This window comes from Lysinibacillus sp. NPDC093190, from assembly GCF_050280425.1.
Lineage (GTDB): Bacteria > Bacillota > Bacilli > Bacillales_A > Planococcaceae > Lysinibacillus.
Window position 1 is genome coordinate 1 of sequence record NZ_JBNNVG010000015.1, and the last position, 21,502, is coordinate 21,502.

18 protein-coding genes and 1 rRNA gene are annotated in these 21,502 nt (G+C 38.1%); 13 read left to right on the plus strand and 6 right to left on the minus strand.

Translation table 11 applies throughout. From position 1 onward, the window contains the following. Window positions 1-94 (plus strand): 5S ribosomal RNA (rrf, locus tag ACQKOF_RS12995); the annotation flags it as partial. 158 nt (window positions 95-252) lie between these two features. Here the strand turns inward: rrf and ACQKOF_RS13000 are convergent. Beyond that, window positions 253-924 carry a LytTR family DNA-binding domain-containing protein gene (locus tag ACQKOF_RS13000; RefSeq protein WP_427557544.1) on the minus strand — a complete coding sequence of 224 codons (672 nt, stop codon included), beginning with the start codon at window positions 922-924 and terminating at the stop codon, window positions 253-255. Between the two features lie 214 nt (window positions 925-1,138). On the opposite strand from ACQKOF_RS13000, the gene aceA reads away from it, so the two are divergent. Both aceA and aceB read left to right on the plus strand, forming a co-directional pair. Then, window positions 1,139-2,422 carry an isocitrate lyase gene (gene aceA / locus ACQKOF_RS13005; protein WP_427557546.1) on the plus strand — a complete coding sequence of 428 codons (1,284 nt, stop codon included), beginning with the start codon at window positions 1,139-1,141 and terminating at the stop codon, window positions 2,420-2,422. Between the two features lie 110 nt (window positions 2,423-2,532). After that, window positions 2,533-4,131: a malate synthase A gene (aceB, locus tag ACQKOF_RS13010; protein WP_427557548.1), complete on the plus strand. Its 1,599-nt coding sequence runs from the start codon at window positions 2,533-2,535 to the stop codon at window positions 4,129-4,131. A gap of 478 nt (window positions 4,132-4,609) precedes the next feature. Here the strand turns inward: aceB and ACQKOF_RS13015 are convergent, their stop codons facing one another. Then, window positions 4,610-5,275 carry an O-methyltransferase gene (locus ACQKOF_RS13015; protein WP_427557551.1) on the minus strand — a complete coding sequence of 222 codons (666 nt, stop codon included), beginning with the start codon at window positions 5,273-5,275 and terminating at the stop codon, window positions 4,610-4,612. Between the two features lie 125 nt (window positions 5,276-5,400). Here ACQKOF_RS13015 and ACQKOF_RS13020 point away from each other — a divergent pair, with 125 nt between their 5' ends. From ACQKOF_RS13020 to ACQKOF_RS13045, 6 genes are all read left to right on the plus strand, one after another. Then, on the plus strand, window positions 5,401-6,288 hold the full coding sequence (locus tag ACQKOF_RS13020; RefSeq protein WP_427557554.1) for a LysR family transcriptional regulator: 888 nt from the start codon (window positions 5,401-5,403) through the stop codon (window positions 6,286-6,288). Window positions 6,289-6,366: 78 nt separating this feature from the next. After that, on the plus strand, window positions 6,367-6,762 hold the full coding sequence (locus ACQKOF_RS13025) for a GntR family transcriptional regulator (RefSeq protein WP_427557557.1): 396 nt from the start codon (window positions 6,367-6,369) through the stop codon (window positions 6,760-6,762). Between the two features lie 3 nt (window positions 6,763-6,765). Next, on the plus strand, window positions 6,766-7,863 hold the full coding sequence (locus tag ACQKOF_RS13030) for a DUF1648 domain-containing protein (RefSeq protein WP_427557560.1): 1,098 nt from the start codon (window positions 6,766-6,768) through the stop codon (window positions 7,861-7,863). A gap of 143 nt (window positions 7,864-8,006) precedes the next feature. Beyond that, window positions 8,007-8,678 (plus strand): response regulator transcription factor, encoded by a 672-nt coding sequence (locus ACQKOF_RS13035; RefSeq protein WP_427557563.1) that lies wholly within the window; start codon window positions 8,007-8,009, stop codon window positions 8,676-8,678. Then, entirely contained in the window at window positions 8,678-10,048 is a 1,371-nt protein-coding gene (locus tag ACQKOF_RS13040; protein ID WP_427557770.1) for an ATP-binding protein, read from the plus strand. Before ACQKOF_RS13035 ends, ACQKOF_RS13040 begins: the two co-directional genes overlap by 1 nt. A gap of 74 nt (window positions 10,049-10,122) precedes the next feature. Continuing rightward, the gene (locus ACQKOF_RS13045) at window positions 10,123-10,527 is read left to right on the plus strand and encodes a hypothetical protein (RefSeq protein ID WP_134026634.1); all 405 of its coding nucleotides are present in this window, start codon (window positions 10,123-10,125) and stop codon (window positions 10,525-10,527) included. A gap of 455 nt (window positions 10,528-10,982) precedes the next feature. Here ACQKOF_RS13045 and ACQKOF_RS13050 read toward each other — a convergent pair whose 3' ends face one another. Then, window positions 10,983-12,920 carry a tetratricopeptide repeat protein gene (locus tag ACQKOF_RS13050; protein ID WP_427557565.1) on the minus strand — a complete coding sequence of 646 codons (1,938 nt, stop codon included), beginning with the start codon at window positions 12,918-12,920 and terminating at the stop codon, window positions 10,983-10,985. Window positions 12,921-13,137: 217 nt separating this feature from the next. On the opposite strand from ACQKOF_RS13050, the gene ACQKOF_RS13055 reads away from it, so the two are divergent. From ACQKOF_RS13055 to ACQKOF_RS13070, 4 genes are all read left to right on the plus strand, one after another. After that, a complete protein-coding gene (locus ACQKOF_RS13055) occupies window positions 13,138-13,848 on the plus strand; it encodes a glycosyltransferase family 2 protein (protein WP_427557568.1) in 711 nt (236 codons plus the stop codon). Window positions 13,849-13,937: 89 nt separating this feature from the next. Next, window positions 13,938-14,198, plus strand: a complete 261-nt coding sequence (locus tag ACQKOF_RS13060; protein ID WP_010857552.1) for a metal-sensitive transcriptional regulator — start codon at window positions 13,938-13,940, stop codon at window positions 14,196-14,198. Between the two features lie 256 nt (window positions 14,199-14,454). After that, window positions 14,455-15,609: a transglutaminase domain-containing protein gene (locus ACQKOF_RS13065; protein WP_427557571.1), complete on the plus strand. Its 1,155-nt coding sequence runs from the start codon at window positions 14,455-14,457 to the stop codon at window positions 15,607-15,609. A gap of 104 nt (window positions 15,610-15,713) precedes the next feature. Then, window positions 15,714-17,018 (plus strand): transglutaminase domain-containing protein, encoded by a 1,305-nt coding sequence (locus ACQKOF_RS13070; protein ID WP_427557574.1) that lies wholly within the window; start codon window positions 15,714-15,716, stop codon window positions 17,016-17,018. Window positions 17,019-17,289: 271 nt separating this feature from the next. Here ACQKOF_RS13070 and ACQKOF_RS13075 read toward each other — a convergent pair whose 3' ends face one another. Genes ACQKOF_RS13075 through ACQKOF_RS13085 form a run of 3 tightly spaced genes read right to left on the minus strand, consistent with a single transcriptional unit; the run spans window position 17,290 to window position 21,497 of the window. Further along, window positions 17,290-18,237, minus strand: coding sequence for an N-acetylglucosamine kinase (locus ACQKOF_RS13075; RefSeq protein WP_427557578.1), 948 nt, complete (start codon window positions 18,235-18,237; stop codon window positions 17,290-17,292). Then, window positions 18,234-19,748, minus strand: a complete 1,515-nt coding sequence (gene argH, locus ACQKOF_RS13080; protein ID WP_370045375.1) for an argininosuccinate lyase — start codon at window positions 19,746-19,748, stop codon at window positions 18,234-18,236. The genes ACQKOF_RS13075 and argH overlap by 4 nt, the downstream gene beginning before the upstream one ends. A 27-nt stretch (window positions 19,749-19,775) precedes the next feature. Beyond that, window positions 19,776-21,497 carry an ABC transporter permease gene (locus tag ACQKOF_RS13085; protein WP_427557582.1) on the minus strand — a complete coding sequence of 574 codons (1,722 nt, stop codon included), beginning with the start codon at window positions 21,495-21,497 and terminating at the stop codon, window positions 19,776-19,778. Between the last annotated feature and the right edge of the window lie 5 nt (window positions 21,498-21,502).

Consider the following 21,502-nt stretch of genomic DNA (forward strand, 5'->3'; position numbering starts at 1 on the left):
TCACACCCGTTCCCATACCGAACACGGAAGTTAAGCTCTTTAGCGCCGATGGTAGTTGGGGGCTTCCCCCTGTGAGAGTAGGACGTCGCTAGGCAATCTAAAGTCTGAGAATTTTTTCTCAGGCTTTTTTATTTTTCAGGCTGTCTTATACAACTAATGTATAGGACAGCCTTTTATCTTAGTTAGCAAAATGTTTTCTGTGCGAAAGCGAAGCGACAGCAACAAATGACATCAATTACGCTAAGGTGAAATCTAAAATTCAAGGGCGTTTCTTAGATTATTTAAATAAGATTGGCTAACGGGTAGTTCACTTCCATCCTTTAGAGTGATAATAAAATTGGAAGTAAGATCACGAGCCATTTTTTTTATGAAATGAATATTAACAATATAAGATCTGTGAATGCGAATAAAAGATGACGGTAGACGCATTTGAAGTTCTTTAAGAGTAATACTTGTTTTAAATTGTTCCCCCTCCACATAAAACCACGTTTTTTTCTGCAGGCTTTCAATATGAGAGATTTTTTCAATTGCAACAGGATTCCATTCCTCTTCTTGCTTTCCAGTTAAAAATTGAAAGGGCTCCAATTTCTTTTCGGTAAAGGTTGAAGGTAATACTACAACAAGTGCTGCAGGCACGTCTAAAAGGTTTATAGGATAACCTATCCCATAATACGGCGTTTCAAATAAGGAATTATCTAAAACGGCATCTGTTCGTTTCCTCGTGTGTAGTACTTGTTCGGCAATGCTACCAGACTGTACTTGTTGGCCTATTTCCAAGTTAATGTTTTGATGTCCAGAATGAAAATAGATATAGGAGTTTTCAGCAGCAATTGCAATGGATGAATTGGCTGGAACCCAGTCTTTTAACATTGAAATAAACTGTTGTGAAATATCTTTTGGCAAAGAATTAAACTCATTATTCATTGTGAATATCCCCCTTGTTTGTAAACAGTTTACCAAATTTAGTCGCCTAAAAAAGCGGTTTCATCATTAAAATTTGGTATTTTATCTAAAAATAATGAAAATTCAGATGTTCTGTTATATATTAATTTACAACAAATAAACCTGTTATGGAACAGTCGGTTAAAAGTTTTTTAACAGAGTATATTGTATACAAAGGGGAAGGTGGAATTTCAATATGTCAACACGTCAAGAAAAAATCCAAGCATTAGAAAAACAATGGGAAGAGAACCCTCGTTGGGCAGGTATTGAACGCGCATATTCAGCTGAAGAGGTTGTTAAGTTACAGGGCTCTGTTGTACTTGAACAAACTTTAGCGACTAAAGGTGCGGATCGACTTTGGAAATCTTTACACGAAGAACCGTTCATTAATGCATTAGGTGCATTAACTGGTAATCAAGCTGTACAACAAGTAAAAGCAGGATTAAAAGCAATCTACTTATCTGGCTGGCAAGTTGCTGCTGATGCTAACCTTTCTGGTCAAATGTACCCTGACCAATCCTTATATCCAGCAAACTCTGTACCAGCAGTAGTTAAACGCATTAACCAAGCTTTACAACGTGCTGATCAAATCGATCATGCTGAAGGACGTGTAGATCAATTTGATTGGTTCGCTCCGATCGTAGCAGATGCTGAGGCTGGCTTCGGTGGCCCTCTAAACGTATTTGAGCTTGTAAAAGGAATGATTGAAGCTGGAGCTGCTGGTGTTCACTTAGAAGACCAATTAGCTTCTGAGAAAAAGTGTGGTCACTTAGGTGGTAAAGTGTTACTTCCAACACAAAATGCTGTTCGTAACTTAATTGCTGCTCGTCTTGCAACAGACGTAATGGGTGTTGATACAATTTTAATCGCTCGTACAGATGCTGATGCTGCTGATATGGTAACATCTGATATCGATCCGCGTGATGCTGAGTTTATTACTGGTGAACGTACTCCAGAGGGCTTCTTCCGTACAAAACCAGGTATCAAACAAGCGATTGCTCGTGGTTTAGCTTACGCGCCATATGCCGATTTGATCTGGTGCGAAACTTCTAAACCATCTCTTGAGGAAGCTCGTGAATTTGCGGCAGCTATTCATGCTAAATTCCCTGGTAAATTGCTAGCATACAACTGCTCGCCTTCTTTCAACTGGAAAGCAAATTTATCAGAAGAAGAAATCGCAGAATATCAACGTGAGCTAGGTAAATTAGGTTATAAATTCCAATTCGTAACATTAGCTGGTTTCCATGCATTAAACCACTCTATGTTTGAGCTTGCGCATGATTATAAAGATAATGGTATGGCTGCATACTCTAAACTACAACAAGCTGAGTTTGCATCAGAATCAAAAGGCTACACAGCTACACGCCATCAACGTGAAGTAGGTACTGGTTACTTTGATGATGTATCTCAAGTTATCTCTGGTGGTACTTCTTCTACAACAGCTATGGCTGGTTCTACAGAAACAGAACAATTCGTATAAGTTTCATAAAGTACGTGTATTTCTAAATTCATAATCATAGATTAGTCTCCTCCGCTCCTCCTAAAGCGGGGGATGACTACTTAAAATCGCAAAGGTGGGGGAAACAACTGATGGAACAAGCAACAACAGGTAAGCTTAAAATTGTTGGGGAACAAAACGAGCAAACAAAAGAAATTTTAACATTAGAAGCCCTTGAGTTTGTTCTTGCCCTGCACGAAAAATTCGATGCTCGTCGAAAAGAGCTATTAAAGGCTCGTCAAGAACGCCAAAAGCATCTTGATGCAGGTGAGAAACTCGACTTCTTACCAGAAACAAAGCAAATCCGTGAGGGAGATTGGACAATTGCACCACTTCCAGCAGATTTGCATGACCGTCGTGTAGAAATTACAGGACCTGTTGACCGTAAAATGGTTATTAATGCATTAAACTCTGGCGCAAAAATGTTTATGGCTTGCTTTGAGGATGCATCTGCTCCGACATGGGAAAACATGATTGGCGGTCAAATTAATATGCGTGATGCTATTAATAAGACAATTGAGTTTACACAAGCATCTAATGGTAAAACGTATAAGTTAAACGAAAATACAGCTGTGTTATTAGTTCGTCCACGTGGTCTACATTTACTTGAAAAGCATGTTCTAGTGGATGGCGAACCGATCTCTGGTAGTTTCTTTGATTTTGGTCTGTATTTATTCCATAATGCTAAAAATGCATTGGCAAAAGGTACGGGTCCTTATTTCTACCTACCGAAGCTTGAAAGCCATTTGGAGGCACGCTTATGGAATGATGTCTTTGTGTTTGCACAAGATTATATCGGAATTCCACAAGGGACAATTAAGGCTACTGTATTAATCGAAACAATTTTAGCAGCATTTGAAATGGATGAAATTTTATATGAACTACGTGAACATTCAGCTGGTCTGAATTGTGGACGCTGGGATTACATTTTCAGCTATATCAAACGTCTACGCAATCAACCTGATGTAATTTTACCGGACCGTGGGCAAGTAACAATGACTGTACCTTTCATGAAGGCATATACGTCTTTATGTATTCAAACATGTCATAAACGTAATGCTCCTGCGATGGGCGGTATGGCAGCGCAAATCCCGGTTAAAGGGGATGACGACGCGAATGCTGTAGCGTTTGCAAAGGTTGCAGAAGATAAACGTCGTGAAGCAACAGATGGCCATGATGGAACTTGGGTAGCGCACCCAGGTATGGTTGCAACGGCAATGGAACAGTTTGATGCGATTATGACGACGCCAAACCAAATCCATAAAAAACGCGAGGATGTAAATGTTACAGCAGAAGATTTAGTAGCTGTTCCAGAAGGTACAATTACACTAGAAGGTCTTCGTATTAACTGTAGTGTAGGGGTTCAGTACATCGCTTCTTGGCTACGAGGCAACGGAGCTGCACCGATTAACAACTTAATGGAGGATGCTGCAACTGCAGAAATCTCTCGCACACAAGTATGGCAATGGATTCGTCATCCAAAAGGAATCTTGGATGATGGTCGTGGCATTACATTGGCCTTTGTACTAGATATCTTGGAGGAAGAGCTTGTGAAAATTAAAGAGGCTGTTGGGGAACAAGCTTATAACGGTGGCCGCTATGAAGAAGCTGCTGAGCTGTTTAAATCTTTAATTGAACAAGATGAATTTGTGGAATTCTTGACGCTTCCAGGTTACGAAAAATTAGCTTAACTTTCTTTCAGCAATTGCTGAAAGAAATGATTTAAGATACGAATCTACTAAACGAACATATCCAAACTTTCCTAAATTGTTGTGGACTAAACTCGAAGGAAGTCCACCTTATTTCACTAAAGTAATGAGCGGGGTCTGTTCCCTCGTTCCTTACAGAAAATTGAACACGGTTACAAAAAAGGGGTCTATTAATAAAAGAGATTTAAAAGGGGTGAAGGATGTCTTACGAGCATAGATGGGGGCTTGTAAGGCATTTTTTTATTTTCCAAAAACATTGTAAGGGGGAGCAAACATGCGAAATAACGAAATACTATAGGTTCCTGTACCGATTAATAGGGGAAACATTAAATGAAATAGGATGTACAGTTGATATCGAACAAGCTGTTGCATGTTTGAAAGAAAAATTAGCAATAGTTACGAAATAGCTGTTGTTGAAAGGAGGTGTCTCGAATTAATCATGAGACATCTCCTTTTTTAATTATTTAACTACGGCGAGTACAAAACCATCATAGCCTTTATTGCCAACTGTTTGGATAGCTGTAGATTCAATTCGAGATTCTTCTTGCAATAAATCCATAAACTGTCGCACACCTTGTACCCTTTCATCTTCATTTTTTTCATCAATTACAGCACCATCACGCACTACATTATCAGCGATGATTATTGCTCCTGATTTAGCCAATTCTAATGCCCACTTCAAATAGTGTGGATTATTAGGCTTATCTGCATCAATAAAAATTAAATCGAACAATGGTCCTGCTTTTTTCAAAATAGGCAATGTATCTAATGCCTTTCCAACTATAATTTCAACTTTATGTTCACAGCTAGCTCTTTTAATATTTTCTTTAGCTACTGAGGCATACTCGTGATCAATTTCAAGTGTGTAAACTTTACCCTCGTTAGGGAGGGCACGTGCCATCCAAATACTACTATAGCCACCGAGTGTTCCTATTTCTAAAATGTTTTTTGCGCCTTTTATTTTAGCTAGTAAATATAATAGTTTGCCTTGAGTAGGTGATACATCAATCTCCGGAATGCCCGCAGCTTTATTAGCTTGTAATACTGCTTCAAGTTCTGTGTCTGCCGGTATTAGTTTTTCCTTAAAGTACGCATCTACATTATTCCAAACATTAAAATTGGTCATCAAACAGTCCTCGTTTCGCATTTTTTTGCAAGCTTGCATGTAAAGTGTATGATAAAATGAATCATAATAAAAATATATTAATATTATTAATTCATAACTTTTAGTTATGGATATGAGGTGGAATCGTGAATATTCATGGATTAAAATTATTTTATCAAGTTGCTACAACAGGTAGTGTCACGAGAGCGGCAGAATTACTTCGTATTAGTCAGCCAGCAGTTTCAAGCCAAATAAAAAAATTTGAGCATGAGATTGGCGTTCAATTATTTAAACAACAAGGTCGGGGTGTAGTATTAACTGAATTTGGGGAAGCTTTAGCAGAAAAAGCGAAAAATCTTGTTACGCTTGAAGGGCATATTAATTCATTCATTGAAGATTATCGTCTTGCTAAAGCAGGAACAATACATATAGTTGCTACATACTTACCAGCTAACTTTCTAATTCCTAAGTGGGCAGCTACCTTTAAAGGGGCAAATGAAGACATAAATTTAGTCATTACGACTACAAACACTAAAGATGCCTTTGAGCAGTTAATACAGTATAAAGCTGATATTGCTATTTATGGTGGTGGTATTTTAGAAAGACCGGAAGAAGTAACGTGGGAGGAGCTTTTTGAGGATGAATTATGGTTTGTAGTCGCACCTGATCATCCTTATGCAAATCAGTCTATTTCACTTGCTGACATGATGAAGGAGCCTTTTATTATGCGTGAGGAAGGAAGTTCAATGAGAGAGCATCTTTTTTCTTTATGTCAAACGTATCAAGTCAAGCCACCTAAAATCGCACTACAATTTAATGGAATAAATGAAACGATCCGTTCAGTTATGACCGGCTATGGTGCAAATTTTATTTCGTCACTAGCAGTTCGAGAGTATGTTGATAGTAGGCAATTGGCGAGGGTTTATGTAAAGGATGTTCATATTAATCATAAAATTGCAATTTGCACTAGAAAGAATGAAAAGCACAGTGTACTTGTGCAAAAGTTTATAGAAACTGTTAAGAACTCTTTATAATTGCAATTTCCCTTTCTTTATGCACAAAAAATGATTATTTGTTATATTATCTATATAACAATTATGGAGATGATATTAATGTTTATGCAAATAGAGCCACAATCTGATGTACCAATTTATGAACAGGTAACCCGGCAAATTATAGAGGGGATTGCAAGGGGGGATATGAAGCCAGGAGATACTCTGCCATCTGTACGTAATTTAGCAGCTGATCTGGGTGTAAATATGCACACGGTTAATAAAAGCTACCATGAGCTGGAGGAAAAGGGAATCATTATAATTAGAGCGAAATCAGGTGCTATTATTCGTTCAGCAGAGGAGCGAGCGTTAACTCCTGAACAATTACAACAAATTGAAAAAAACTTAAAGCCTGTTGTGGTAGAAGGAATGGTGCTCGGCGCAACAGTCGAGCAGATCGAGCACATGATAAAAAAGGTATTTTCTGATTTGCAAATACCTGCAGAAGGGGTGTAGCAAATGCTACTTTTCGTTTTTTTAACCGTCTACCTCTTAACATTAGCTCTACAAGTATTTGTTCCATATATAGTACGTGAGACAATCATTTTTGGTGTTACTGTACCTGAACAAAATGTAAAACATCCCGCATTACGAAATATGAAAAAGCATTATGCTCAAATCGTCGGAATATCTGGTGTCATGTTATTACTGATGATGATTGTTAGCTATTATTACTTTGCACAATCTGAGTTCATGCAAAGTATTTTACTGCTAGGATGTTTATTTACAATGCTTGCAGTCAGTATGACATTATATTGGATAAATCATCAAAAAGTTTTAAAACTTAAAAGGGAAGAACAATGGGGCTTAAATATAAAACAAGTGCGTGCAGTTGACTTAACGGCTCGTAGTCGTGATGAAATGCTTCCGTGGCCATTTTATGTAATCCCTTTTGGTGTTACGGTGTTTCTAATTATCTTTACAGTCCGCCATTATGACCAAATACCAGATCACATTGCTGTACACTGGGGACCTAGCGGTGAAGCAGATTCTTGGAGAAGCAAAACATATTTTACTGCGGTTTCACTGCCGCTTGTTATGCTGATGATGCAATGTATGATGTGGGGAATTGTAGATTCTATAAAGCGTTCAGCAATCAAGTTGGCTGTTAATCGTAAGGAAGAATCTTTGGAAGATCAGCTAAAAAGTCGAAAGTATATGAGCTGGAGCATTATGTTATTAAGCTATGCCTTTACAATATTATTTACAGTATTACAGCTAAGTAATATCTATCCTTCAATGACCACAGGAAAAAGTCTACTACCGGTATTTATTTTATTCTTATTGCTTGTTCTTGGCTCAGTCCTTGTTTACGCATGGAAAAAACGAAAGCTGAGGGTGAATTATGGAGATAATGTTGCTTCAGAGGTAATGGATGTGGATGAGGATCGCTATTGGAAGGGTGGATTAATTTATATGAATCGGCAAGATCCTTCTGTTTTTGTAGAGAAACGCTTTGGGATCGGTTGGACGATGAATTTTGCAAATCCACGAGGCTATATCGTAATTGGTTTGCCGTTACTTATATTGCTGTTGATTTCTTTCTTTTCGTTATAGTATAAATGAAAGTTGTTATGAAAAAAATTCGCTACACTCCTGCGGGACAGCGAGCACGCGAGGCTTGCAGAACGTCCGCGGAATGGAGCGGATTTTTTGTTGAAATAATGTACCAGAAACAAGTTAGATGGAGGTAGACTTGAATGAGAATTCTCGTTGTAGATGATGATGTACATATTTTACAGCTAGTGAATATTTATCTGACAAGAGAGGGCTATCAGGTGATACAGGCGGAAAACGGACAACAGGCCCTTAAATTACTTGAAGGAAACTTGCCTGATTTGGCTGTTGTAGATGTTATGATGCCGGGAATGGATGGCTTTACACTAACCAAGACATTGAGCCAGGATTACGATATTCCTGTATTGTTATTAACAGCAAAAGGCGAGCTTGAGGACAAGGAACGAGGGTTTTTGGCAGGCTCAGACGACTATGTTGTGAAGCCTTTTGAACCTAAAGAATTGCTGTTTCGCATAGCGGCGATATTGCGTAGACTCGATAAGAAAAATCAGGTAACCATCAAGGTGGGTAGGCTCGTTATTGATCGTCGAAGCTTTGAGGTTGTCATTGGGGAAGATACACTTGTTCTGCCTTTAAAGGAATTTGAACTATTGGCATTACTAGCATCCCGCCCGAATCAGGTGTTTACACGTAGTTTTATTATGGAGCAAGTGTGGGGCTATGATTACGATGGAGATGAGCAGACTTTAAATACGCATGTGAAGCGAATTCGTGAGCGTCTTCATCGTTATGAATCAGGTGTTGAGATTACAACAGTGCGTGGCGTTGGCTATAAGCTTGAGGTTATTGCATGATAAAAACGTTATATAGTAGATTTGTTGTCACGACGATGCTCGTTATGATCGGCAGCTTGTGTATCGGCTTTTTAGCGACAAATACTTATTATCATCAAGTTGTGAAGGAAAAAAACGATGCTAAAAATGTGAAAATTGCGCAGGATATTGCAAAATACATTGAGTCTTCAAAGCCTAACAATTTAGATAATTATTTAAAGACTCTTGGTGAAATAGGTTATCAAATTTATGCAACAACTGATGACGAAGGACATTTCTTCGGCGGTGAGTATCGTGATAAAACACTACCGTCTAATACAGTCAAACATGTTTTAAACGGGGAAATTTATCATGGTATGCGTGATTTTCCAAAAGAGACTTTTGTGACAGGCTTTTTTGCGAATGAGTTAATTAATACGATAGGCGTGCCATTCACTTATGAAAATAAGCAGTATGCACTGTTCATTAGACCTGATATTCGCTTGTTGTTTTCTGAGGTGCATACGATACTTGGCGGACTAATTCTTGTGATGACAGTACTTAGTCTATTGGCAATGCTACTTTTTGCTAAGGCACTAATTCGCCCTATTACACAGCTAACAGAGGCAACACATCAGCTTGCACATGAAAAATTCGATGCGCTACTGGATATAGATCGAGCAGATGAGATTGGACAATTAGCGGTTAGCTTTAATGTCATGACAGAAAAATTACAGGAAAATGATCGAATACGTAAAGAGTTTATAAGTAATGTATCCCATGATTTTCAGTCGCCATTGTTGAATATTCAAGGCTATGTAGATTTACTAAAGAATCCCTTGCTGACTGACAAGGAAAGGCAGGAATATACAACGATTATTGAGCTAGAAACTAAGCGTATGTCGACATTAACTAAGCAATTACTTTTACTAACGTCACTCGATCAATCTACAAGGTTGTTAAAGCGTGAATCTTATCGTTTAGATGAGCAATTAAAGGAAACCGTAAGAAAATACCGCTGGCAACTTGAAGAAGCAAATGTACAATTATCGTATCAACTTGAACCAGTAACATATGATGGTGATGCTGGGCTATTACAAAATGTTTGGGATAATTTATTGACGAATGCCATTAAATATAATGTCGAAGGTGGAGAGATTCATATTCACTTGCTAGAATCCTCGACCTCAGTTGAGGTGCTCATTGAGGATAGTGGCATAGGACTGACTGCTGAACAATTACAAATGGTATTTGATCGCTTTTATCGAGTTGATGCGTCCAGAACAAAGCAAGGTACTGGGCTTGGACTAGCCATCGTGAAGCAAATTTCTGAGCTACATGGAGGAACGGTTTATATGGACAGTGTTATGAATTCTGGTACAAAGGTGCGTGTCCACTTACCAAAACTGTAATGAGGAGTTCATGTAAAGTTCATGTTCGCGAGATAAACTGCTAACTAAGTTGAAAAAGCTTAGGGGGTTATCGTTTGGAACAAAAATGGAGTATACGCCTTATTCGTCTTGCTGCGATTTTTGCCTTATTTGGTACATATCTAGGCTCACATATGTCAGGCTCAGGTAGTTATGAATATAGACCGATACATGCACATATTTTGCTCGTAGGTTGGTTAAGTATGTTTGCATGGGGTATTTTCTACCGTGCCTTTAAAGTGAAATCGCAAAAATTAGTGACAGCACATGGTTGGACAGCTATTCTCGGTGTTTTTGGCTTAACACTAGGCATGTGGTTCTACAATTTAAATCCATTTAGTTTTAGCAGAACATTTACAACGGTTTTCTTTATCATAGGTGGGACAACATTATTAATTAGTTTTGCTTTATTCATCGTTGTAACATTTATGGTAAACCAAAAAGAAGAAATGAAAAACTAATCAACATACCGTGTCACTGTCTTTAATAAAAGGTGACACGGTATTTTTTTATGAAGAACAGTTTTGTGTGTGAATCTTTTTTTACTCTTTGGAAGGTGAATGTCGATAAAATTCAGAAGTTGGGCGATAAAATTCAAAAGTTGGGCGATAAAACATGAAAGTTTATCGATAAAACTAAAAAGTTGGGCGATAATTCCTGAAAATGTTCCGATAAAACTAAAAGTTGGATGACATTCTGTTAAAACGTATGTCATGTGGATAGGTTGATTGGAGCGAGCCCATAGGGGAACGAAGGCTAAAACCATCACGTCCTGTGATAACGCCTTCGTGACCAACATCCTGCTGCTGACGCTTCGTTAGCACTACGCTTTCGCGCAAAAAACATCTGTTGCCCTAAGCGGCTCATTGGACGCCTCAAAGAAATTGCCTAACTCCACGTTATGCTTATAATCCCTTTATTTCATATTTTCAAGAGACTTCTTAAGCCATTTTGTTGCCTCGGTATAATCTTGTGCAACACCATGCCCTTTTTTATAAAGCATACCAAGCTGGAATTGTGCTTTTTGATGCCCTTGATTGGCAGCCAATCGATACAGTTGGGCTGCTTTCGTAAAATCTTTCGGTACCCCTTGTCCATGACTGTGCATTTGAGCCAATTGATATTGTGCTTTGGCATGTCCTTTAGCGGCAGCTTGTTCAATCCATTTTGCGGCCTCGGTATAATCCTGTTCGACACCTTTTCCCTTATCAAATAAATTACCGAGCTGATATTGAGCACCTGAATGTCCTTGGATGGCTGCTAGTCGATAGCAGCGTCGTGCTTCTTCTAAGTCCTGCTCGATCCCCAATCCGTGCTCATATAATAATCCTAATTGATATTCAGCCTGAATATGGGACTGATCAGTAGCAGCTCTCCACCATTTTATTGCTTCAACATAATTCAATTCAGCTTCATATAATATTCCGAGCTCATACTGAGCATCAGCATAACCCTTTTCAGCAGCTGCTTTAAAGTGAGGGAGAGCTTTCTCTGGTTGCTGAAGTTGGTATACATAAATACGTCCAAGCTCAAATCCTGCACTTATATGTCCATTGTTAGCGGCTAAATGTAACCATTTTTCTGCTAAAGTTATATCGTTTTCTTTGACATAGAGCACACCGAGACAGTATTGAGCATTTAAGTGTCCTTTATGTGCTGCGAGTTTAAACCATTTTATAGCCTCTATATGATCCTGAGGAATACCTTGACCAGTGTTGTATAGCATTGCCAATTGAAATTCCGCATTTGTATGGTCTTGAAGTGCAGCTAAATGGAACCATTGCACAGCTTCTTCAAGGTTTTGCGAGATGCCACGACCTTTAAGGTACATATAGCCAAGATTATACTGAGCGCTTGCATCACCAGCTAATGCAGCCATTTCAAAATAGGCTATAGCTTCCTCATAGCTTTGCTCGACACCAGTTCCATTGTGATAAAGGAATCCAAGGTTATTTTGAGCACTTGTATTTCCTTGATTGGCTGCTAGCATGTACCATTTTGCTGCCTCGGCAAAGTTTAGTGGCATCCCAAGTCCTTGATTGTATAGAACCCCCAGATTGTACTGTGCATCTGCGTTTTCTAAATCCGCAGCAGCTTTATAATATTGAGCGGCTTCTTCATAATTTTGTACAACACTGTGGCCTAAATGATAGAGCACGCCTAAGCTATACAGCGCGTTTGCATCATTTTGTGCAGCGGCGTGTTCATACCACATTTTTGCAACAGCATAATCTTTCTTAACACCACGGCCTTGATTATAAAGAGCGCCTAAATTATATTGAGCACTTGCATCCCCTTGTTTTGCGGCAAGCTCAAACCAGTTTGCCGCACTTTTATAAGCCTCGGTTGATTGGTCATCTTGAAGCAGCAAATTTACATCAAAAGCTGAAGTTATATCTTCAAAGCCTGGTGCTATGCGAATCATTTTTGCCTTTAAGCTACGGTCATAGCGTTCGATAAACCATTCTACAATATCACTTAAATAATCAAGAACAATTTTTGCAGCCTTTGCTTCGACAACTTCACTACTATTACTAGAAGTCATTTTGCTAACAAGATTCATTAATAAATAAATACGACGTGGATGAATTTTTGCGACAAAGTTACGATTATTGAGTAACGTTCGCATGTTTTTTAGCTTCGGTTCGGTATGCATTTCCAGCTTATAAAGCTCAGATAAAATTTCCTCCAGTACTAGGAGTGATTTTTGAAGAGATATAGCTGGCTTTGAAATGGTGAGCGAGCTAGCATCCTGTAAATTTTTAGCCAATTTAACCAAGCATAAAGCTTTTAATTTCGTACATTGATCTTGGAGAATCTCATATTGTATGACGATAGAACTCACCTCTTTCATAAAATTCTTCTTTTTATGCTCATCGGACGCGCCCAGTCGGAACGGAAATCAACCGCTACGATGATGTCCTCTTTTTTCATATATCGGGGAAATACCGTTATTGTTGAATTGTCCTCGATAAATGATACTATTTGTTATAAGGAGATTCGTTGATATTCGAAGTAGCCATTACTAAAAAATACATCTGCCAAAGTTTCATGTTATCCGGGGGATAGAAATGATGAAAAATATTGCAGCAATTATACCAGCCTATAATCCACAACAATCACTTATAACCTATGTCCATCAATTATTAGCCACCACCATTAGCCAAATTATTATTGTCAATGATGGCAGCGATCAAAAATATACAAGTGTATTTGAAGAGTTGAAAAAGATTGACTGCTGTCGAGTGCTAGAGCATGACCACAATATTGGTAAGGGAGGCGCACTAAAAACAGCCTTTGCCTATGTAAGGGCGCAAAGGGGTGTGTTTCAAGGTGTCATTACAGTAGGTGCTCATGACCAACATACGTTACAAGATGTAAAGTTAGTTTTAACGATGACAAAGGTATTTTCTGAAGGAATTGTGTTAGGAGTACGTAACTTCCATTCTTCGGACAGCACGTTTTTATCATATTGGGGTAATCGTACAACAAGTTTGTTTTTTGAGATCCTTTATCATAGAAAACTAATGGATACACAAACAGGTTTACGGTTTATTTCTATAAAGGAGCTACCATGGCTGATAAAAGTAAAAGGTGAACGATATGACTACGACACAAATATGTTAGTCGCTGCACTTGAAAGAAAGTGCCCAATTTTTGAAGTAGAGATAGGTCAGTTACGAATAAAGAAAAATACAGTGATCCAGTATGATGAAATAACAAATGCAGGGTCAATTATTACTAAAATGCTTATGAATTATTTAAACCCAAGGAAAAAATAACTATAGGTTTAATTTTGAAATAATGTGCTAGGATAAAGATTAATAATTACTCAAGAACGTAGCGAGTATAGAAAGAAGGAGCAATGATGATGGAATATTCAGATCAAGTGAAAAATCGTGTAAAACGGATGGAAGGCCAGCTACGTGGAATTTTAAAAATGATGGAAGAAGAAAAGGACTGTAAGGCAGTCATTACTCAATTATCGGCAGTACGTTCAGCAGTAGATCGAACAGTTGGTGTCATTGTTAGTACGAATCTTTTAGAATGTGTACAAAATGCTGAAGGTGATGGCGAAAAAATGAATGAAGTTATTCAAGAGGCAGTCAACTTAGTAGTAAAAAGTCGATAAAATAAAGAGAAGCCTGCTCGATAGAAAAGGCCATTAATATATAGAAAACTCACTGAAAAACAGGTGAGTTTTTATTTTTTTACAAAAATATAGTTTAATTCGATACTTCTATTATTTTTCAGGGAATTTATACCTATATATTATTTATTGTGTAGACAGTTGAAAGTCACGGATAGTGAACTTGTCCGATAGATTTATAGTTCCTTCCTCTGTTATTCTAATTACAAGAATATAACAAATGGGAAGGTGATTTATTGTGAAAAAGTGGTTAATAAGTGGAGCAGCATTATTGATGTTAAGCCCAACAGCAGCCTATGCTCAAAATGCAGACGCTCGTTCAGTAAATACTTCCCCAGTGAATGCTTATAATGTAGTAGCTAATATGAAAGTAACAACTTGGGATCAATTCACAACAGAAATCGTAAAGCAATTAAATAATTTCGCTCCCGAAATTAAAATTACATATAGTGGACCAATGACTGATTTTAAAAAGAACTTTATGGAGTCCTTTGAAAAAGCACAGGAGCAAGCAGTCTATGCGAGTGGTCATATGGAAAGTACCGCTATTTCTGCAGACTCAACAGGAAATGTAACGTTTAAAGTGAAATATTTGACAAACCAAACACAAGAAGCAACCGTACAAAAAAAGATTGATCAAATATTAAAAACGATTATTAAGACTTCAATGACAGAATTCGAAAAAGTAAAAGCGATTAATGAATATATTGTGTCAAATACTACATATGGTACTAAAACAAAGGCTAGTCCCCATAGTACTTATGCATTGTTAATGGAAGGGCAAGCTGTATGTCAGGGCTACGCGTTAACAGCTTATAAAATGTTAGAACAAGCTGGATTTGATGTAAAATATGTTGTTGGTACTGTTAATAGTAACGAGGCACATGCATGGAACCTAGTGAAGGTTGATGGTAAATGGTATCATTTAGATACAACATGGAATGATCCATTACCAAATCGTTTCGGCGCTTCTTCATACGATTATTTCTTAGTAACGGATGCACAGCTAAAGAAAGATCATAAATGGATAGCATCAAATTATCCTGCTGCTACAAGTACAAAATATAGCTATATGCAAAATGTTCATTTTGCATATCAGGTTAATAATACACTGTATTTTAGTAATACAGCAGATAAAGATAAATTGTACAAGCTTGATTTAGCAAGTGGTACAAAAACAAAAGTCATTGATAAACGTGCCTTATATATTACAGGAGCGGATAACTTTTTATATTTCAGTGATTACAGTAACAGTGGTTACTTAACAAAATTAAATCTTAAAACATTAAAAACTGAGGTGCTCGCGAAGCAAGTAGTTTCTGATTTAAGAATTAATGATAACTATTTAGTTTATACTGTTAATGGAAAAGAACAGAAGCTTAAAATAAAGTAAGCTTTAAATATTCTTATCTATTTATAAAATGAAAGCACAAAAGGACTTCCAAGTGAGTTCTTTGTGCTTTTTTTGTATATAATGAAATAGGAAAACGGTTGGAGGTGAGGATTTTGTGGAAAAAATTAGCCATTATCGTAATTATTATTATTTTTATTGACCCCATTTATACGGCTGGTAAAGCAGTTGTGCAACAAGTGATAACTTGGTCAAATAATGATGAAATAGAAACGATACTTCTTTCAACAAAGGAAAAAATTATAGACGTTACTGCTAAACTTTCAGAGAATACCTCCATTGAAACGGCCACACCTATAGAAGAAAAGCCTGAAGAAGGAGTAGCCGTTACAGCTCCTGCAGCCAAAAAACCTGAAGCAAAGTTAGTTGTAACAAATGCAAAGGAAATGGCTGATGCGATGTATGCGTACTACAGTAGTTTTTCACCTAAGTTTGAGATTCAATATAAAGGCAATACACAACGAATTGAACAGCTAGTGGAAGAAGCCTATGAAAATGCTATAAAACGAGATGATTATGTATATGGGCATATTAGTAAACACTCAATTCGTTTTGAATATGGAGGAAGAACGGCCACAATCTTTGGAGAGCAAAGTTATTTAATGACACCAGAGCAGGCAGCATTTGTTGAAATGAATGTGCAAGAGATTGTAGCCTCTATCAATAAAAAAGCATTAAGTGATGTAGAGAAGGTTAGGGCTGTCAACGATTATATCGTTGCCAATACCGCCTATACGGATCAAACGAATTCAAGTCCACATAGCGCTTATACAGTGCTTGCGGAACATGGTGGCGTATGTCAGGGCTATGCATTGCTGGCTCATTCGATGTTACAAAAGCTAGGTATAGAAACAAAATATATAGTAGGCTATGTCGGACAGGAAGGACATGCTTGGAATTTAGTAAAGCTGGACGGTCAATGGTATCACCTTGATACTACATGGAATGATCCAGTGCCTGATCGTAAAGGGGCGGTACGCTATCAATATTTTTTAGTGGATGATCGAACAATGGCAAAAGATCATACGTGGATTGCTAAAGACTATCCGAAAGCAACTAGTACGATGTATAACTACTTTCACAATGTAGATTTCGCTGCACAGGTAGGGCAACAAATATTTTATAGTAATGTATCTGACGATAATAAAATGTACGTGCTTGATTTAAAAACAGGTAAATCGCACCGCATCTCCAATTCACGTGCACAATACGTCGTTTATGCAGATGGTTGGCTATATTTTAGTAATTATTCACACGGAGCGTATTTAACAAAGATTCGCCCAGATGGAAGCGGAGAGAAAATATTAAATAGGGAAGAAACGAAGGATTTATTTGTGCAGGACAGCTATTTATATTTCACTACAAATGAGCTTAAAAAAATGGCACTTTAACGTTATGGCGCAATTGTAATCTGTTGTTATTGCAGTTTCGTTTTATCACAATAAATTAGAGTGACATGCCAGAAGATGCATGCTTTGTGTAGTGGTTGATTGGAGTGGAGACTGGACGCCCCCAGGAAGCTTTGCTCTGTGCGAAAGCGAAGCGACAGCAACAAAGCGCCCAGTCGGAACGGAAATCAACCACTCGTTTTGCAGAAGAGAAATGGATACCCTGATTTCATTGAATATAATAGTTTTTCAACAACATGAAGGGCCTATGACATTACAAACTGTCATAGGCCCTTTTTGTTCGTTCCATAAGATAATAGATTGGTTGATGCTGACATAGAGAAACTTCAATTTGTGGATACACCGATTTCATTTCCTGTGAAAAAATTTTAAAAATTAATGGATTATGCTTAATAGCACCACCATTACAATAAAGGCTAAATGCTTCGCCTTGATAGTCAACTTTTTTCAACACGGCGCAAGCAAGGAGCACTAATTCATGGGCAGCACGCATTGATATTTGAATGGCACATGAATCCTTTTTGGCCACGGCAGCTGCTAAAAATGCGCCCATTTTTGCAAGCTGCGCATTCGTGTAGGATGGATGGAACAGCCATGTAGCTAACTCTGTAACATCTTGGATCCTTAAGTAATCATAGACAGCATTTTTTAATATGGTCGGCTCACCGCGTCCGTCTTCCATATGGAAAATGGCACGTATGACTTCTTGCCCTAACCAATAGCCACTGCCTTCATCTCCTGCGCGATGCCCCCAACCACCTGCACGTACTATTTGTGTACCATCAAATGCGTACGCAATGGCCCCTGTTCCAGCAATGAGTAATGCGCCTGCCTGTCCAGCAGTAACACCAAGTAAAGTGGCTTGTGCATCATTTTCTATAATAAGCGTATCTATTTTTAACTGTATTGCAGATATGGCACTATGAACGATTGCCGATACAGTTTCATGATCTTTGGGAGAATCAATCCCAGCCATTGCAAAGGTAGCAACAGCAATATTTGCGTCATCTTGCTGTTGCAAAAAATCCTTCACATTTGCTAATAATGCTTGCAATATTTCTGTAGCAGACTTAGCACCGATTGCTTGATAATTCGAGCCACTTGTTGATGTTGTATATTTTATTTCACCAGACTCGGCATGTACGAGCGCACATGCCGTTTTTGTAGCACCACCGTCAATAATAAGTAGCCATACCATCATTGATTCCATTCCTCTATATACACTGTTAATTGTTTTTCTGCTTCAATAATCATAGACTCCTTCAAACGAATCCACTCATAAAGGTTATGAGTATTTTCCTTGGAGCGTTCAAGTGATGCTTTCATCGTTACGGGTGCCGGACCACCAGGTAATGTACGTACAGCAACGAAAGTCTCTGGTTTTAATGTGTTATAAAAATCTTCCTCGGAAATTTTTAATGGTTTACCAGTAATTAATTTAGATTGTGTATTGGTAAGACCCCATGTAAGACTTGCTAGAGACTCCTCACCATGAGAGAGCAATACTTTAATACATTTACTAACTATACTATGTGCTTGGCGGAATGAAATACCTTCCGAGCGCACTAGCGTATCGGCAAGCTCTGTCACATTGGCAAAACTATTTTCTGCTCGACTTCTTAGTTTTTTCTTGTTTACATCCATCGTGACAACAAGTGAACCAAATAGTTTATAAATACCTATTAAACGGTCAATGGCGCGCCATAAATATGGTTGCATATCATCCTCTGTGTCTACGATATCTCCAAAAGGTGTATTATGTACCATTTGTAATACTGTACTAGCATCACCAACAACCGCTGAGAGCAATGAACGCGTATGCTCGATCGAAACAGGGTTGCGCTTTTGTGGCATGATAGAGCTAACTTGCACGTACGGGCTTGCTAGCGTAAATGCATTGAATTCCTGTGTAGCCCATAATAAAAAATCTTGGGATGTGCGGCCGAGATTAAGTGCCGCAAGCTGAACAATACTCGCTGCTTCTGCAATATAATCTGCACCAGCAACAGCATCCCACGCATTTTCAATAATATCATCGAATGCCAATAACTCACGCATGCGCTCTCGATTAATATTGAAGCCTGTTGTCGTTAATGCCGCAGCTCCCATACTACTGCGATTCACCGTTTTGTAGACATGCTGTAAACGTTCAAAATCTCGTTCAAGTTGATCGATAACAGCTTTCAAATAATGCGCAAAGGTCGTAGGCTGTGCTTGCTGCGTATGTGTATAGCCAATCATAATCGTATCGACGTGCTCCTCAGCAGCTGCGATTAAATCATCTCGTAATGTCAGTAATTCTTGCATAAGCAACAACAATTTTTTTCTTAAAGTCATGCGATAAATGGCAATACCCATATCATTACGACTTCTACCAATGTGAAGATTCCCAGCAACATCGCCAGCAAGCTCTATTAATTTATTTTCGATGCGGAAAAACAAATCCTCATATCGCGGGCTGTAATCCTCTATACGATAATAGTTCAAGTCTAGTTTTTTTAAAGCAGTACCAATTTCTTTAGCTTCTTCTTTTTTTACTAGACCCTGTTCTTCCAACATTTTCAAGTGTGCAATATTGATTTGTAGCATAATTGTTAAAAAGTTTTTCTTGGCTTCATCGTAAGCCGGCTGTAAGACAATTTTACGATAAATATTAGACGGGAAGTTCATCCCATCTTCTTGCTGGGTTTTGTTGCGGAAATCTTCAAACATATTAATTGCCTCCTAGTAGATTGGCAGTTATATGGCCGAACCAGCACTGCCTTTAGATAACTTCTCGGAAATAATAAGTACAATTAAAATTAAACAAATTTGTAAGACGCCATATGCACAAGCAGTTCCAAATTTGAAAGAATACAATTTTTGGAATATTGCCACTGATAATGGGATTGTCGACGTACTGTAAATAAGGATAGACGCTACGAATTCGCCAAAGCTTTGAACAAGTGCTAGTAACGTACCTGCCAAAATGCCCGTAAATGTAAGTGGTAGGACAATACGTCTAAATGAATACCACCATGTTGCACCTAAACTTCGTGATGCTTCTTCGATAGATTGATCTAATTGCACAAGTGATGCTGATGTCGATCGGAAAACAAGAGGTAAATGTCTAATAAAATAAGCTAACGGCAAAATCCAGAACGTCCCGATAAGAACCTGATTAAAGGCGAATATATTTTCCGTACTAAAAGCTGCGATCAAATTGACAGCTACAACTGTCCCTGGCAATGCCCATGGAACCATGATTAAAATATCGAGTAATGTTTTACCTTTAAAGTTTAACCGTACCATAGCATAGGCTGCCGCAACACCGAAAATGATATTGCCGAGTGTTGCAATGAGCCCCATTCGAATGGAATTCCAAATCGGTCGCCACGTCCGTTCATCTGTAAAAAGTGCTTGATAATGATCCAATGTATAGTCTGTTGGAAGAACTTGTGTTTTCCATGCACCATCAACGGAAAATGAAATTAATATAAGCACTAAAATCGGCAAAATTAAAATTAATGTACCTGTGAAAGATGCAATAGTCGCCATTATTTTCATGCTTTTTGAAGACACTTCGGATCGATGAACACTAATACCTTTACTGAGATTTTGATAATTTCGGCGGTTTTGATACCAGCGCATAACAATTAAAAAGGTAATGGACACAAAGGATAAAATCATAGATTGTGTCGCTGCCATATCTAAATTTCCATTCGTACGTGATAAATAGATTTGCATTGTCATCGTGCGTTCGACACCGAACATTAAAGGTGCAGTGTAGGATGCCATAGATATCATAAATACGAGTAAGGATGAGGCAACAATCGAGGGTGTCAACATGGGCAAAATAACCTTTGTCCATACCCGAATACGCCCGGCACCTAAGCTAGTTGCGGCTTCTTCTAAAGCGGGATCAAGACCTTTTATAGCTGCTGAGGCGGTTAAGTAGAAGTAAGTGTACATCGTGAATGTATGTACTACGATAACCCCCCATATGCCTTTTAATGAAAAAGGTACTTGCTCTAAACCGAATAGGTGCTGAAACGCACGTGGGAAAATACCACTCTCTCCATATAAAAATGTAAAGGACAGCACACCTACTAACGGCGGAAGAGCCATGGGTATCAATACTAAAACAGAGAGTATCCGTCTGCCGGGGAAATCATAGCGTTCCAGTAGAAATGCCATAGTTACACCGACGATTGCACAGCAAATAACGCTGATAACGGATATATATATACTAGTCCACAATGCCTCTAAATTTGCTGGGCTAGCTATATTAAAAAAGTTTTTATAATTAGATAGCGCGTCAGCACCAGAAAAGCTTTCTTTAAAAGTTTGATAGAACGGGTATACTACATAGGCAAACAACACTAAAAATAAAGGTGTAACTAAAATATAGACAAACCAATTTGAGCTAGTTAGTCGTGTCCAGGCATTTCCTTCAGAAGGTTTGAGGTGTGTTTTTTCCATGTTAG